The organism is Natronoarchaeum sp. GCM10025321 (genome assembly GCF_042663585.1).
Taxonomy (GTDB): Archaea; Halobacteriota; Halobacteria; order Halobacteriales; family Natronoarchaeaceae; genus Natranaeroarchaeum.
Map to the genome: position 1 here is coordinate 1,350,009 of NZ_JBHTAN010000006.1, position 13,706 is coordinate 1,363,714.

The window sequence follows — 13,706 nt, forward strand, 5'->3', positions numbered from 1 at the left end:
ACCCAACGAATGGTTCCCCCTATGACAGATCAGAATACCCCCCTCTCGACGAACACGCACACGCTATCGGACGGACGAACGCTCGCGTACATCAGCGGTGGTGATCCGGATGGCTACCCAGTCGTTGCCCATCACGGAACTCCCGGCTCACGATTGTTCGCCGCGGTCCTGTCGGAGGCCGCGAGCGAGGAAGGAGTCAGACTCATCGTTCCGGACCGACCCGGTTATGGGCAGTCGTCGTCGCCACCCAGTGACTGGACCTGGGACGATTGGCAGGAGGACCTGACCGAACTCCTCGATGCAGAGTCGATCGAACGGGCCGCAGTGGTGGGCTTTTCCGGCGGTGGCCCGTTCGCGCTCGCGGCGGCGACCAGCGAGTGGGCGAACCGACTCGGTCTGGTTAGCACCGTCGTTCCGCCGGCCGAGAACGGACTGGCGAAACTCTCGAAGATCCCCTTTGCACTGCGCATACTGTTTGGGCTGTCCGGCGTACTGGCATCAGTCCGGGGGCCAGAGGCGGTCGTCGGGCAGTACACCGATCGGTCGGTCTCCGACCCGGTTTCTCGGGCGGTCGCCGACGACTTTCAGGAAGCCCTCCAGCAGGGGTCGAAGGCAGTCGCACGGGAGAATCGGTCGTTCACGACGGATTCGTTCGAATCGACAGGGTCGTCCGTCCCCATGCATGCCTGGCACGGCTCAGAGGACGAGAACACGCCGCTCACGCCCGTCCGCGAACTGGTGGAGGCTACCGACGGGACGCTGGTAACGTCCGAAACCGATCATCTCGGGACGCTACTCGATCATCAAAGAGACGTATTCGAGTGGCTCACTGCGGATCGGGAGACGTGAGAGCCTCGCGGGTGGAGTCGGTTCGATGCGCGGGCTCATTCCGGCCAGATCTCGAACGTTGTGATCACGCCAAACAGCCCGGATGTCGCGTCCTGGACCGACAGATCCGCTCGTTCGACGACGTCGTGCGGTTCCTGGTTCCAGCGACAGCCCATCTTCTCGTAGTGGGCGTCGGCACGCCGGTCCTGATACCGAGCGATCGGTCCGATGTCGCTCCGTTTCTTCGGTCGAAGTCGTTGGTGTGGTCTCTTGCTGAGACATATCGAATGACGGTTTTGTGACGGCCTCTCAGGTCGCTTGCGTGGCCTGGTGGTCATCGCTACGCCGCCAGCCCAGTTCGAGCCAGATCACGCCGGCGAGGAACATACCCATTCCGACTGCGTCTAGCGGAGTCCCGGCGTGGAACACGGTTGCGAACGGTGCCCCACCGAGCAGGACGGCGGGGACCAGCGGTGCTCCGGACCGACGCAGGAGCACGCTGATCGCGACGACGGCGACGAGCGCTCCGAGGCTCCCAAGAGCGCCGAGCACTGTCGACGGCGTGGCAAGTACGTCCACCGCCGCTGCGACTCCCTCCTGCTGTTCGGCCGGCAGGGTGTGGGCATCGTGGACCAACAGCCCCGTTGCGATCCCGCGGATCGCCTCGAAGGCGATGTAGAACGTCATGTAGATGCCAACCCCAACCCGTCCGACTGTGGCGACGGGACCGGTGTATCCCTGCAACAACACGTAAAAGCATGCGCCGAGCAGTCCGAGCATGCTCAACATCGCGACGTGAAGGTCGAGCCACGTTTCACTCACCGCGAGAAGACCCTCGAGTCCACCGCTACCGTCGGGATGGATCAGGAACAGGGCTCCGAGCAGAACCGGCGTTCCCATCAGCAGGAGCCACCGTCCCAGAGGCTTCGCTGAAGCGGCAGCGTCAGTTCGATGCTGTGCGTCAGAGTCTGTCGAATCGATCGTTTCGTTCGGATTCATCGGTCGAACACCACATGCTCACTTCCGAGCGTCTCCCACATAAATATTATAGAGTTTTTGATATATTATCGGAACCGATTCAAAATCTGGTTTGAGTGCTACAGGGAGGAATTGGCGCATACTGCACGTATTCAGCAGAGTGATCGTAAACCCTCTCGATTCGCCAAACGAGTATTTTGAAAGGTTTCTGTTACGAACGTCGATCGCTCCGGCTCCGATCTCGCACGCGCTCGGTTCGTCTGACCACGGCGTTCTCGTCGAGATACAGTCGAAGCGAGTTCGTCTCCTGTTGGAACTCGACTCGGTACTTACCGGGGTCGCTCTCGACGCGTTCCGTGCTCCACTGCCCCTCGTGGAGAAAGTGATGGAACTCCCAGGGTCCCGTACTCATGATGTCGATACCGTGTTCCCAGTGAAACGAGATTGACTCCGGATGGTAGGCAGGGGCGTGGGTGAGTGGGACGCTCAAGAAGCGCAGGCACTCCTGACAATCGCTAAGCGTGGCGAAGGACGCAGGCACGATTTCGGGGGTCGGGACATCGTCCGCATCCACCACCGACGTCTCGATGCGCCCAGCACAGTCCGGGCAGACGCCCTGGCGCATCTTGAGAAAGTCGCCGGCCAGTTCCCAGATGACTGTGTCGATCAGGGCATCCACCGAGTGAGACCGCACCTGCGCTGGCCTGATCTTGTACGAGAACGCGGGACGCTCGCAGTCGGAACACCGAATCATGAAAAACTGGTCCTCGACCATCGCTTCGAGAGCGCGTTCGCCACAGAACAGACAGGCTCCCTCCGTCTCGATAGTCCCGAAATCCGACGGTGAGCAGTAGTTCTCGGCGAGAATGAAGCGAACTAACTGCTCGCCAGCATGGGTGAACGCGTAGCCTCCGTCGTGTTTTCTGAGAAACGTCCCGGTGAGTTCACCGAGGTGGTACGATAGTTTCGCGGTGTTGTCGACGTCGACACGGTCGTAGATGGTCGAAAACGACAGGGAAGCGACTCCCGTTTTCTTCTTTTCCTCGTGCTGTGCGAGCGCGACTGTCCGGAGGATGTCGAGTCGGATCTCGTCGGACAAAAGCCCGAACACGTCGTCCGCAGACCGATCCGCTCCCATACAGGGTGAACTACCGCTCCAGTATTGAAACCACGGCACGCGGGAGTTCGCCTCGGTATCGTTGGTCGGTGCTCCAACGCCTGGATCACCCCTCTGTTCCGACCGGCATAGCTCACAGTCGAACGACTCCGCAGATAAGCACGATGCTGTTTCACGCCGGGTGGAACTCTACGGAGGCGCTCTTGCCCGCGCCGCTACCGGGCGATGGGGGCGGAAGCGCCGCCGCTGGGTCGGTTGCACCGACGGCGACACGAGTCGCGATGGTACTCGTCGTCCTGGCGTTCCTGCTGGTGGCATATGACCGCGAGACGCTCGCGCCTGGGAGGGCCCATCTCCAGCGCGGTCGAACCACTGAGTAGGTTTCGAGGATGGCTACCTCTGCAACAATCACCCGGAACCTGCAGGCTCCGGATCACCACGCCGCTTCGAGCACCGCTCGCAGGTCCTCGACGGTCGGATCCAGCCCTTCCGGCACCTGAGCCATGAAGCGGTCCGCCAGCGTCGTCTCAGCGACTGCCCCGAGATCCGACCGCTCGATGCCGTCGACCGATCGGAGTCGTGTCGTCACTCCCAGCGAATCCCGAACCTCGGTGACGGCGTCGACGATACCATCGGATACTGCGTCCGAAGACCGCTCTGCAGTCTGGACATCGAGTGCCCGCGCGAGGAGGGTCCGGCGGCCGTCAACCTGCTCGAACAGATAGTCGAGCGCGTGCGGGGCAACGATGGCGTGGGCGGTGCCCTGTTGCAGTCCGGCGTGGTGTCGGAGCGCGTGGCCGAACGCATGAATGATGGAAAGGGTGCTCCCGTCCGGCCGGGAGACGCCGTACTGTACGAGCAGGGAGCCTTCGACGGCGCGATCCATCGTCTCCGGACTCGACGAATCGGCATCGAGCGCGGGCAGTGCATCGGCGAGCAGACGCAGGCCGCGCATCGCAGTGGCGTCGGAGACGGGTGTCCCGTTGCGAGCGTAGAGCGTCTCGACGCCCTTGTCGAAGCCGTTCATCGCCGAGCCAGCGAGCACGTCGTACGGCGTCGTTGTGAACAGGGCGGGATCGGCAAACACCGCCGTAGGCATGAGTTGCGGGTCGGAGACGCCGCCGCTGACCGGTTCGTCGACGAGGCCGTTTTCGGGGTCGGCGTTCACGCCCGCGCCCTGTGAGAGATCCGCGCCGGCGAAGGTCGTCGGCACCGCGACGATAGCCGGGAGACCGTCCTCCGGGACGGGGATAGTTCCCGATGTTGCTAGCTCGTCGCCGACTTCGGCGGGGGAGCGATCCGTCGCCGCGAGGACGCTGAGGACTTTGGCTGTGTCGAGGCTACTGCCGCCGCCGAGGCTCACCACGGTGTCGGCCTCGACTTCGCGCAAGCGTTCGACGCCGTCGACGGCGGTGCCAAGCAGTTTCTCCGGTGTCGTCTCGGCGAAGATGCCAGCGAGACGGTCATCGAGTCCCTCGGTTACCGGGTCGAGAACTGCAGGCGTCGAACCGACTGTCCGTCCACAGACGACGAGGGCGTTGGTGCACCCCTGCCGGTCGAGTTCGTCCGCAAGCGCGGATACACAGCCCCGACCCAAGCGGATCACGCCGGGGTCGTACTCGAACCTGCTCGTCGAGAGGGAGACTGGATCACTCATGTCGGTGGGCCTGCCAAACGCCGGAGATGTTGTACTGTCGCTGGAGCAGTCCGCAGAGCGTCTACAGCCACTCGTCGGCCCAGGCCTCTATCTCGTCGAACACCGGACAGAGCGATGCACCCTTTTCGGTTAGATCGTAGTAGGTCGCGACGGGGGCGTCCTCCTCCATTCGACGTGTCACAAAGCCCATCTCCTGGAGGTCGTCGAGCACCCGCGAAAGGGTCCGCGAACTGGCGTCAGTCGACCGTTTGAGTTCGTTGAACCGTTTCTCGCCGTCCTGTAGATCGTTGAGGACGATCAGTCGCCACTGGGAGCCGATCTGTTCGAGCGAATCGACGACCGAGCAGACGTCCTCGCCGTGATGTTTCTCGTCCTGAGGTGCACCTGTTGCCATACGAGATTCGTACGCGACGGCCCCATATAGGTTCTGTGACGAACCAGCTATCGGAACGCAACCGGGTGGGGCCCAACCACTGGTGGCCGGCACTTACTCCGGATGGGCGCGCACGTCGCGGAACTCGAACCGTGCGCCACCGCTCTCGCTCTCGGTAACGTCGACGGTCCAGCCGTGTGCGGAGGCGACCTCCCTGACGACCCACAGGCCGATCCCGAGACCCTCGTCGGAGGTGGTAAACGAGGAGTCGAAGGCGTTCTTGCGGACCTCCTCGGGCATCCCTGGCCCGTCGTCCTCGACGTAGAAGCCGGTCGAGCGCGAGGAATCAGCGGTGGGGACGCCGTCGACGGCAGGGAGCAAGCCGACGCGAACCGTCACTTTCACGGCGTCCTGACGAGGTTGCGAGTCAGGGCTCGAAGCGCTTTGCGCTTTGGTGTCCTGCTGCGTTTGCGAGTCAGGGCTCGTCGAGCCATGCTCGACAGAGTCGTCGGTCTGCGACCGACTGTTCGTGGAGCCATGCTCCACACTATCCTGACGAGGTTGCGAGTCAGGGCTTGTCGAGCCGTGCTCGACAGCGTTCCGAAACAGGTTCTCGAACGACCGCAGGAGACGAGAGCGGTCGGCCGCGATAGCCCCGGAGCTCTCAATCTCGATCCGGGCTTTCTGAGTCATGACGTTGGACCACGCGTCGGTAACGACCTCATCGAGAGTGAGCTGTTGGGTCTCGGTGACGGTCTGGCCGTGGCGGGCGAGTGCCAGCACGTCGCCGATGATGTCTTCCATCCGATTGAGACCGTCACGGACGTTGTCGAGGGCGTCCAGATCACCAACCTGTTCGGCAAGGAGGTCGACGTAGCCCTGTGCCACCGAAAGCGGGTTTCGGAGGTCATGGCTAACGATCCTGGCGAACGCTTCGAGTCGTTCGTTCTGGCGCTCTAGCTCGCGCTCGCGTTTCTTGCGCTCGGTGATGTCCCGGAGGACCCCGACGGTCCCACGCAGCGAGTCATCCTGGGGAAGCAGCGCGATCTGGTTCTCACAGGGGACCCGCGTTCCATCCTTGCAGTTGATCGTTATTTCGACGGCCTCTTTTTGACGGTCGGGGTCGTTTTCTAACCGCTCGACGGTCTCTCGACGGCGGGCGCTGTCGTCGTCGTCCAGTAGTATCGAGACGTGTTCGCCCAGCAGCCCCTCACGAGCGTAGCCGGTCATCTCCAGCAGACCGTTGTTGACCGTCATGAAGTGCCCCTCCGAGTCGAGCGCGTACATCCCGTCGCCGACGGTCTCGACGAGCCGTTCGTAGCGCTCCAGCACTCGCTCTTGCTGGTCGATCTCTCCCCGGACAGCTATCGAATCGAGCACGTGAGCGGTCGTCTCTGCTACCTCTTCGAGGACGCTTCGCTCCACGTCGCTGAACCCGTTCTCCGAATCGGTGTAGACGCCGAGCACGCCGTGGAGGTCGCCGTTCTCGGCCAGCGGGAGGAACGCAGCAGCGACACAGCCCTGCTGGAGCGCGGCCGACCGCCAGGGGACGGCCGCCGGATGCGCCTCGATATCGTCGACGATCTGGGTCTCGCGCGTCCGAAGCAGGTCGTCAAGGACGGTATCCGGCGCTCTCGCCCCGACGCCGAAGGTCCGGGAGGTGGGCCACTCCTCGGGAGCAGTGCTCGTCACCCAGGGAACGACCTGGCGTTCGCCCGGATCGTACTCGCCGACCCACGCAAAGGTGTACCGGCCAGCGTCGGTTAGCTGATTGCAGACTGCGTGTTCGATATCCATCGGCGAACTGGCGTCGACGAGCAGGCGCTTGATATCGTGGACCGTGTCCTCGGGCGGAGAGCCGACCGGGTGGGTAGCGGGGCCGGAGCCGTGGACGACAGCGTTCGCGACCCAGCCACCGAGCGCGGCGTCGGCGTCCTCCCCGTCGAGTTGGACGAAATCGACGATTTCGGCGATGACGCTATCGCCGTCGATGTCGGAGGTAGACAACAACAGCAGGGGGACTGCGGGGTACTGTTCTCGGACCGCGGCGAGCACGGCCGGGGTCGACTCGACAGTTTCCGCGTCGGCGAGAACACAGTCGACGTCACCGGCTTCGATACGAGATACGGCGTCGTCCGGTTCCGTCGTCGCAACGACTGAGATGCGCGGATACGACCAGCGAAGGGGACTGGCAAGCCGTTCGACGACATCGGCGTCAGTGGACAGACACAGAACAGCGTTCTGGGAGTTCATAATCTCTGATAACCGGTCAGGGCACGGCCCACAGACTCACCCGCAGTACGCCGGTATACCGTCCGAGTCGGAGTGCCACTTATTAATCTTTATTGTTCACAGATCCGACTGGCGAGTCGAAAAAAACGAGAGAGCTGCGGTCGGCCGATCAGCAGGCGGTGACGTCCTGTTATTCCATCGTACCCTCGGTGACGAGCGTGTCGTCCTCGAGGTAGTGTTCGAGGTGGTGACCGTGCTCCTCAACGTCGATGAGGACGTCACGAAGGAGTTCCGCGGTAGCCGGGTCACCGAGGTTCCGCGCTAGCTGTTCGTGCTCGCGGAGCTGTTCGGTGATGTCGCCGAATATCTCGAGGTCGTTCTCGAGGGACGTCCGGATGTCGTAGGCGTCCTTGTCTTCGGGGGTCACGGGTGCGCGGTCCTCGTAGTTCGCGCCGCCAGAGAGCGGGACACCGCCGAGCGCCTGCGCTCGTTCCGCGAGCATGTCGGCACCTTCTTCGAGGTCGGCCGAGACTTCGCCGAGGTACTCGTGGATACCGAGGAACTCCGCGCCCTCGACGAGCCAGTGGTGCTTTTTGATCTGATGGTACAGGACGTACGTCGCGGCAAGGTCGGTGTTCAGTGCTTCGATTAGCTGTTCGGCCTTGTCTTCGGGAATCCGCAGGGCTTCGCTTTCTTCGACATTGTCGAAGCGCTGACGGGCGTGTTTCTGGGAGCTCATGACATCTATTACTTGGGCGGCGATGCACTTAAAGGTTCATACCTGCCAAAAGAGTTTTTAGAAATCAAAAAGTAATCTTTTATTTGAGTTAAGACGTAACGGAGTCGGTCGGGGAGACGACTATACTGGCGGCTGTCGGCGCACGATAACTGTCGCAAAGCGGGTTATCGAGAAAGGGTGACCGTAAGATCAGTCGCAATCCAACCGTCGGTGTTTCCGCTCTCAGTAAAGACTACGCGTCCGGGACTGGTCTCACATGCTTCGACCATTGGCGAGTCCTCGGACGGGGCTTCGCGTTCGTCCGCGTCGGCCGTGGTGCTCATCAGGTGAAGTTAGGTCCGCCTAATTCTAAAAAGGTTTTGGTCGGCCTAAGAGTCCGGGAACCGCCATGTCCTCTCCACGGATCCGCCTTCCAAAGGGTGTATATCCCGCTACGGTCTACGCGAGGATATGCATCCACCGGGCGCTGACACGGTACTGCTCCGACACGGCGAGGTGAACACCAAGAGCCGGCAGGTCCAGTTGTCGATGGAGCGCCGGCTTGCCGAGAGCGTCCGGACCATGCTGGCCGACCGCGGAATCGACGGCGATGTCGAGCGTCGATGGACCCGCCCGCTGATCCACGTCGACGAGTCCGACGTAGAGGCGGCGACGGCGGCCGCCAGCGACGTCTTCGGCGTCGTCTCTGCCAGCTCGGCAGTCGTCGTCGATGCCGACCGGGAATCGATCGAAGCCGCGCTCACTCGGACCGCAAAAGCGTGTTACACCGGCGGTAGCTTCGCCGTCGAGGCGCGTCGCGCCGGCGACACGACCCCGTTCGATAGCGAGGATATCGGCGAGTTCGGCGGCAAGGCTGTCTGGGAGGCCGTCGAGTCAGGCTTCGAGCCAGAGGTCGACCTCGACGACCCGGACCTGACGTTCTACGTCGAATGCCGGGACGAGGAAGCGTTCGTGTTCGTCGAGAAACGACAGGGCCCGGGCGGCCTACCGATCGGAACCCAGGAACCGCTCGTCGTGTTGATCAGCGGCGGTATCGACTCGCCCGTCGCCGCCCACGAGGCCATGCGGCGCGGGAGTCCGATCCTCCCCGTCTATCTCGACCTCGGTGACTACGGCGGTGTCGACCACCGCCAGCGAGCGATCGAAGCCGTCCGGAAACTCGCGGAGTACGCGCCCGGCCAGTCGTTTGACTTGCGGATCGTCGACGCCGGCGAGACCGTCGACCTCCTCGCCCGAACCATCGACGAAGGGCGGATGCTCGCGTTCCGACGGTACATGTATCAGGTCGCCGAGACCGTCGCCAGGGACAACGAAGCAGTCGGAATCGTTACCGGCGAAGCGATCGGACAGAAGTCGAGCCAGACGACGGCAAATCTGGGCGTGACGAGTCAGGCGGTCGACCTGCCGGTCCACCGGCCGCTCCTGACCGTCGACAAAGAGGAGATCGTCGAACGCGCCAGGACGCTCGACACCTTCGATACGTCGACCATCTCGGCTGGCTGTAACCGGTTTGCCCCGGAGCAAGCGGAGACTCACGGCTCACTCGACAAGATCCTGCGACTCGAACCGGACGACCTCGAGGCACGCGCCCAGCGGGACGCCCGCGCGGCCGACGTACTGGAACTCGGGCGGTAACCTTCCTCGGTCGATACACCACTCGTCGGGACTACATTTTACGTGATCGGACGATGGAGTAGCGAACATGTCACGCGAGACAGTCTCACACGAGCAGGGTGCGATCTACGAGTTCGCTCCGGAGATGGATCCCGTCGAGACCGTCCCCCCAGGAACGGCAGTGACTATCGAAACGAGAGACAGCCTCGACGGCGCGGTCCAGTCCGAATCCGACCTGATCGATCAGGTACCCGGGGAGGTAAACGCGGCAACCGGACCGATTGCAGTAGAGGGGGCGATGCCGGGCGACGTACTCCGGATCGAAATCGAGGAGATACGCATCGCCGAACCCGAAGGGCGAGTCATCACGATCGACGGCTTTGGCCTTCTCGATGGCTACCCGCAGATCGAGGCACCGGAGACCAGAATGACACCGGTCGAGGACGGTCAGCTATCGTTCGAGGGCATCGACGTCCCAATCGAACCGGTGATCGGAACCATCGGCGTCGCGCCCGCCGAAGAGTCCTTCACCACGCTCGTCCCACACGACCACGGCGGGAACCTCGACACGACCGACATGAGCGCCGGAAACACGGCGTACTTCCCGGTGTTTCAGGACGGCGCGCTCTTTTCGATGGGCGACTGCAAGGCCGCGATGGCCGACGGCGAGATGTGCGGAACTGGCGCGGAGGTCGCCACCGAAATCGATCTGACCGTCGACCTCGTCGAGACCGACGTAGAACTAGCGCGCCCGCTCGTCGAAACGGCTGACGCGTGGAAGACGATTGCGAGTGCGGAGACGATAGAGACGGCCTGTGAACTGGCCAACGAGGACGCGATCCGACTGCTCGCCGCCGACAACGATCTGTCTGCGACGGAGGCGTACATGCTCTCCAGTCTCGTCGGTGGCCTCGAAATAAGCCAGGTCGTCGATCCGCTCGTCACCGTCCGGAACGCAGTGCCGAAAAAATACCTCTCAGCGCCGCTCTAGAGGTCCGCGACGTCTTCGATGGCGTCGGTGAGTTCCTTGATGCTCTCGACGTCGTGTTCGCCCATGTGGCCGATCCGGAACGACTCCTCGCTGAGGTCGCCGTAGCCACTGGAGAAGGCCATGTCGTACTGCTCGCTGACCTGCTCGACAGTCTCGGCGACGTCGATACCCTGCGTGTTCTCGATGCAGGTGACCGTCTGGGACTCGTAGCCTTCCTCGGGGAAGAGACCGAAATGCTCGCGGGCCCAGTCACGGGTGTACTCGGCCATCTCCTGATGGCGCTGGTCCCGTTCGTGATGCCCCTCGTCGAGCATGTGCTTCATCTGTTTGCGGTAGGCCAGCATGATCGGAATCGCGGGCGTCGAGTGCGTCTGACCCTTCCGGTCGTAGTAATCGAGCGTCCGGCGGAAACCGCCGTACCACGAAGAGTCGCTTTTCTCTTCCTCGCGGTCGTAGGCATCGTCGTTGACGACACAGACCGCCAGGCCCGGCGGCATCGCGAAGGCCTTCTGGACCGACGTGAAGATGGCGTCGATGCCGTGTTTCTCGATGTCGATGAAGTCGCCGCCCAGACAGGAGATGGCGTCGACGACGAAGTAGGTATCCGGATACTCGTCGACGATGTCGCCCATCTCTTCGATGGGATTGCGGACGCCGGTCGAAGTTTCGTTCATGACGGCACCGACCGCATCGTAGTCGTTCGCTTCGAGCGCGTCGCGGAGGTCGTCGGGCTTGACCGCCTCGCCCCACTCGTACTCGATGCGGTCGACGTCTTTCCCCAGTCGCTCGGCGACGTTTGCCTGTCGCTCGCTGAACGCGCCCTGGGTCGGCACGAGCATGTTGTCCTCGACGAGGTTGAGCGTCGTGGCCTCCCAGAACTCCGTCCCCGAGGCAGTGAGGATGATGACGTCGTTGTCAGTCTCGAGGAACTCCTTCGTGTCCTCGACGATAGTCGTATAGAGGTCGGTCATCCGGTCCATCCGATGGCCGAACATCGGCTGAGCCATGGCGTCGATGACGTCCTCTCGGACTTCGGTCGGACCGGGGAGATACAGCGTTTTCTCGGGATAATCGTCGGTGTACTCCTGTTTCTCTGTCACGTATATCACCTATCTGTATGGGTCTGCCACGCGCGCAAGTATGGATGTTGTGATACGCCGCTGGCTAAGTGAGGATTGGGTCGAGTACCGGTCCTGAAACGGCCAGCAGAGAATCAGCCGATGTAGCGCAGGTCGTCGTCGCTCGGAACGTTCTGTTGTTGTTCCATCTCCTGAATCTTGCCGATGACTTCTTCCATCTCGTCGGCGCGCTCTTCGAGACTCTCGAAGTCGACCTCGAAACCGAGTTCGGACTGGAGAATCTCCAGCACTGCCTGCGCGCTCTTCGGGTCGACGAGATAGCCGCTAGTCTCTCCCATGAGACAGGCGGCGTCGTGGCCACGGCGGCCACCCAGGCCGAGCAGCAGGCCGCTCACGCCGACGATCCCCCCCGCAGGTTCGGACTCACGGAACTCGACGCCAGCATCGGTCAGTCGCTCGACGACGTGCTCGTGAGAGGCAGCGCCCAGCACGTCGTACTCCTCGATTAGCTCGCCCGTCGGGACGCCCCCGAGCGCGTATACCTCGCTCACGCCGAACTCCTCGGCGATGTCGAGGAAGGCGTTCGTCAGTTCGTAATGGCCCTCGTTGCTCTGGGCCTGATGATCTCCCGAGAGGACGAGCAGATCACGACCCTCTGTCTCGACGGCGTGAAACTCCGCACAGGTGAGCTCTGCAACGCCCTCCTCGCCGACTTCGACCTGCGGCGGGAACTGGTCGGAGTACACGCGTCGTACGAGCGTTCCGTCTAGCTCGTCCAGCAGGTGTTCGGCGGCGAGTTTCCCGACGTGGCCGACACCCGGCAGGCCTTCGACGAGCACCGGATCCTGTAGCTCGACAGTCTCGACGCTCTCGATATCGACTTCGTCCATACGGCTTACTCCCGGGCGCGTCGCTTAAGTGCGCGTCGGTACTCCCCGTAGGGATCTTCGGGGTTGAACGGTGAAGGCGCGCTGTTGACGGCATCGCTCCCACACTCCGGACAGCTATCAGAAAGGGTGTACACCGGGCGATCGTGTTCCGTTTCCCACGTGGAACAGACCCGGATATCCGACTTCATTACTCGTCGTCAGTACGGCGCTCGCGGTGGAAATGGCCGGTGCCATCGACCGCTTCGATCGCGTTGATCGCCCGATCCGCGCTCGTTTCGAGTTGGGTTTCGGCGGTCTTGTAGTTCGGCGCTCGAACTTTGATCCGGTACTCCGGCGAACCGACGTAGGAGACTTCAAGATCGACTTCGTCAGGCACTTCGCCGTTGCCCTCTGCGGCCTTGAGTGCCTCCTTGATCGAGTCGACGCCGGTCGGGGCCGGACACTCCAGATCAACGTAGCCGGTGACGTTGACGTAGGGCACCGAGACGTTCTCTCGGGCCGTCTCGACGAGCGCGTCGATCTCGTCGTCGTCGAGGTCGGTGGCTTCCAGGGCCTCGTGGCCGTGGATCGCCGCCTGCTCGAAGCCGTCGTAGAGACTCCCGAACTCGGCGAGGATCTCGTTTGCGACTCGCGTGTACGTCTCGTCGTCGACATCCTCGCCAAAGGCGAGGAGCATCCAGTTGTCCGCTTTCTGTTCGTTCTTCCACTCCTGAATCTTCTCGGAGCGCTGGTGATCGTTGACGTCCTTGATCGAGAGATCGATCTGCTGGGCGTCCTCGTCGACGTCCAGCACTTTACAGACGACGGTCTGCCCTTCGCGGACGTGATCGCGGACGTTTTTGATCCAGCCGGAGGCGACCTCGCTGACGTGGGTCAAACCGCGCTTGTCCTCGTACTCTTTGAGATCGACGAAGACGCCGAAGTCCTCGATCTCGTCGACCTCGCCGACGACGAGTTCGCCGGACTCGGGCCAACCGCTAAATTTCATCGTCGATCACCTCGGCGCTCACTGTGCCTCGACGGTCTCGCCCGAGCGGTTCTCGACGATATCGAGGACTTCGCCCTCGAACACCGCTTTCCCGCCGGTGGGCGTGGCGAGCGTGACGCCACAGACCGCACACGCGACCTCAGTGGAGGCTTTTCCGAAGACGACCTGTTCGTTCTCGCAATCCGGACACTCGACGTTGTAGAAATTTCCTGCCATCGTA

15 protein-coding genes are annotated in these 13,706 nt (G+C 62.6%); 4 read left to right on the forward strand and 11 right to left on the reverse strand.

The genetic code is table 11. The features are described 5' to 3' along the window. The first annotated feature begins 21 nt into the window (after window positions 1-21). Window positions 22-849 (forward strand): alpha/beta fold hydrolase, encoded by an 828-nt coding sequence (locus tag ACFQL3_RS09590; protein ID WP_377053664.1) that lies wholly within the window; start codon window positions 22-24, stop codon window positions 847-849. A gap of 288 nt (window positions 850-1,137) precedes the next feature. Here ACFQL3_RS09590 and ACFQL3_RS09595 read toward each other — a convergent pair whose 3' ends face one another. Both ACFQL3_RS09595 and ACFQL3_RS09600 read right to left on the reverse strand, forming a co-directional pair. Beyond that, complete coding sequence (locus ACFQL3_RS09595) at window positions 1,138-1,728, reverse strand: hypothetical protein (protein WP_377053666.1); 591 nt, start codon at window positions 1,726-1,728, stop codon at window positions 1,138-1,140. Between the two features lie 289 nt (window positions 1,729-2,017). Further along, window positions 2,018-2,944, reverse strand: a complete 927-nt coding sequence (locus tag ACFQL3_RS09600; protein ID WP_377053668.1) for a winged helix-turn-helix domain-containing protein — start codon at window positions 2,942-2,944, stop codon at window positions 2,018-2,020. A 143-nt stretch (window positions 2,945-3,087) separates the two neighbouring features. On the opposite strand from ACFQL3_RS09600, the gene ACFQL3_RS09605 reads away from it, so the two are divergent. Beyond that, the gene (locus ACFQL3_RS09605) at window positions 3,088-3,303 is read left to right on the forward strand and encodes a hypothetical protein (RefSeq protein ID WP_377053670.1); all 216 of its coding nucleotides are present in this window, start codon (window positions 3,088-3,090) and stop codon (window positions 3,301-3,303) included. Window positions 3,304-3,356: 53 nt separating this feature from the next. Here the strand turns inward: ACFQL3_RS09605 and ACFQL3_RS09610 are convergent, their stop codons facing one another. The 4 genes from ACFQL3_RS09610 to dpsA form a co-directional block, all read right to left on the reverse strand. Further along, complete coding sequence (locus tag ACFQL3_RS09610; protein ID WP_377053672.1) at window positions 3,357-4,580, reverse strand: iron-containing alcohol dehydrogenase family protein; 1,224 nt, start codon at window positions 4,578-4,580, stop codon at window positions 3,357-3,359. A 61-nt stretch (window positions 4,581-4,641) separates the two neighbouring features. Further along, a complete protein-coding gene (locus ACFQL3_RS09615; protein WP_377053674.1) occupies window positions 4,642-4,974 on the reverse strand; it encodes a winged helix-turn-helix transcriptional regulator in 333 nt (110 codons plus the stop codon). Between the two features lie 93 nt (window positions 4,975-5,067). Next, window positions 5,068-7,206, reverse strand: coding sequence for a PAS domain S-box protein (locus ACFQL3_RS09620; protein ID WP_377053676.1), 2,139 nt, complete (start codon window positions 7,204-7,206; stop codon window positions 5,068-5,070). 169 nt (window positions 7,207-7,375) lie between these two features. Next, the gene (gene dpsA, locus ACFQL3_RS09625; RefSeq protein ID WP_377053677.1) at window positions 7,376-7,924 is read right to left on the reverse strand and encodes a DNA starvation/stationary phase protection protein DpsA; all 549 of its coding nucleotides are present in this window, start codon (window positions 7,922-7,924) and stop codon (window positions 7,376-7,378) included. Between the two features lie 450 nt (window positions 7,925-8,374). On the opposite strand from dpsA, the gene ACFQL3_RS09630 reads away from it, so the two are divergent. Then, window positions 8,375-9,559 carry a tRNA sulfurtransferase gene (locus ACFQL3_RS09630; protein WP_377053679.1) on the forward strand — a complete coding sequence of 395 codons (1,185 nt, stop codon included), beginning with the start codon at window positions 8,375-8,377 and terminating at the stop codon, window positions 9,557-9,559. Between the two features lie 67 nt (window positions 9,560-9,626). Further along, window positions 9,627-10,529 carry an acetamidase/formamidase family protein gene (locus tag ACFQL3_RS09635; RefSeq protein ID WP_377053681.1) on the forward strand — a complete coding sequence of 301 codons (903 nt, stop codon included), beginning with the start codon at window positions 9,627-9,629 and terminating at the stop codon, window positions 10,527-10,529. On the opposite strand, the gene ACFQL3_RS09640 is transcribed toward ACFQL3_RS09635, so the two are convergent. The 5 genes from ACFQL3_RS09640 to ACFQL3_RS09660 all read right to left on the reverse strand — a co-directional run bounded on the left by ACFQL3_RS09640 (window position 10,526) and on the right by ACFQL3_RS09660 (window position 13,702). Continuing rightward, on the reverse strand, window positions 10,526-11,629 hold the full coding sequence (locus ACFQL3_RS09640; protein ID WP_377053683.1) for a pyridoxal-phosphate-dependent aminotransferase family protein: 1,104 nt from the start codon (window positions 11,627-11,629) through the stop codon (window positions 10,526-10,528). The genes ACFQL3_RS09635 and ACFQL3_RS09640 overlap by 4 nt on opposite strands. 113 nt (window positions 11,630-11,742) lie before the next feature. Continuing rightward, on the reverse strand, window positions 11,743-12,498 hold the full coding sequence (locus tag ACFQL3_RS09645; RefSeq protein WP_377053685.1) for a proteasome assembly chaperone family protein: 756 nt from the start codon (window positions 12,496-12,498) through the stop codon (window positions 11,743-11,745). Window positions 12,499-12,503: 5 nt separating this feature from the next. Beyond that, window positions 12,504-12,686: an RNA-protein complex protein Nop10 gene (locus ACFQL3_RS09650; protein ID WP_377053687.1), complete on the reverse strand. Its 183-nt coding sequence runs from the start codon at window positions 12,684-12,686 to the stop codon at window positions 12,504-12,506. Beyond that, the gene (locus tag ACFQL3_RS09655; protein ID WP_377053689.1) at window positions 12,686-13,486 is read right to left on the reverse strand and encodes a translation initiation factor IF-2 subunit alpha; all 801 of its coding nucleotides are present in this window, start codon (window positions 13,484-13,486) and stop codon (window positions 12,686-12,688) included. The genes ACFQL3_RS09650 and ACFQL3_RS09655 overlap by 1 nt, the downstream gene beginning before the upstream one ends. A gap of 18 nt (window positions 13,487-13,504) precedes the next feature. After that, window positions 13,505-13,702 carry a 30S ribosomal protein S27e gene (locus tag ACFQL3_RS09660; protein ID WP_377053691.1) on the reverse strand — a complete coding sequence of 66 codons (198 nt, stop codon included), beginning with the start codon at window positions 13,700-13,702 and terminating at the stop codon, window positions 13,505-13,507. Window positions 13,703-13,706: the final 4 nt, after the last annotated feature.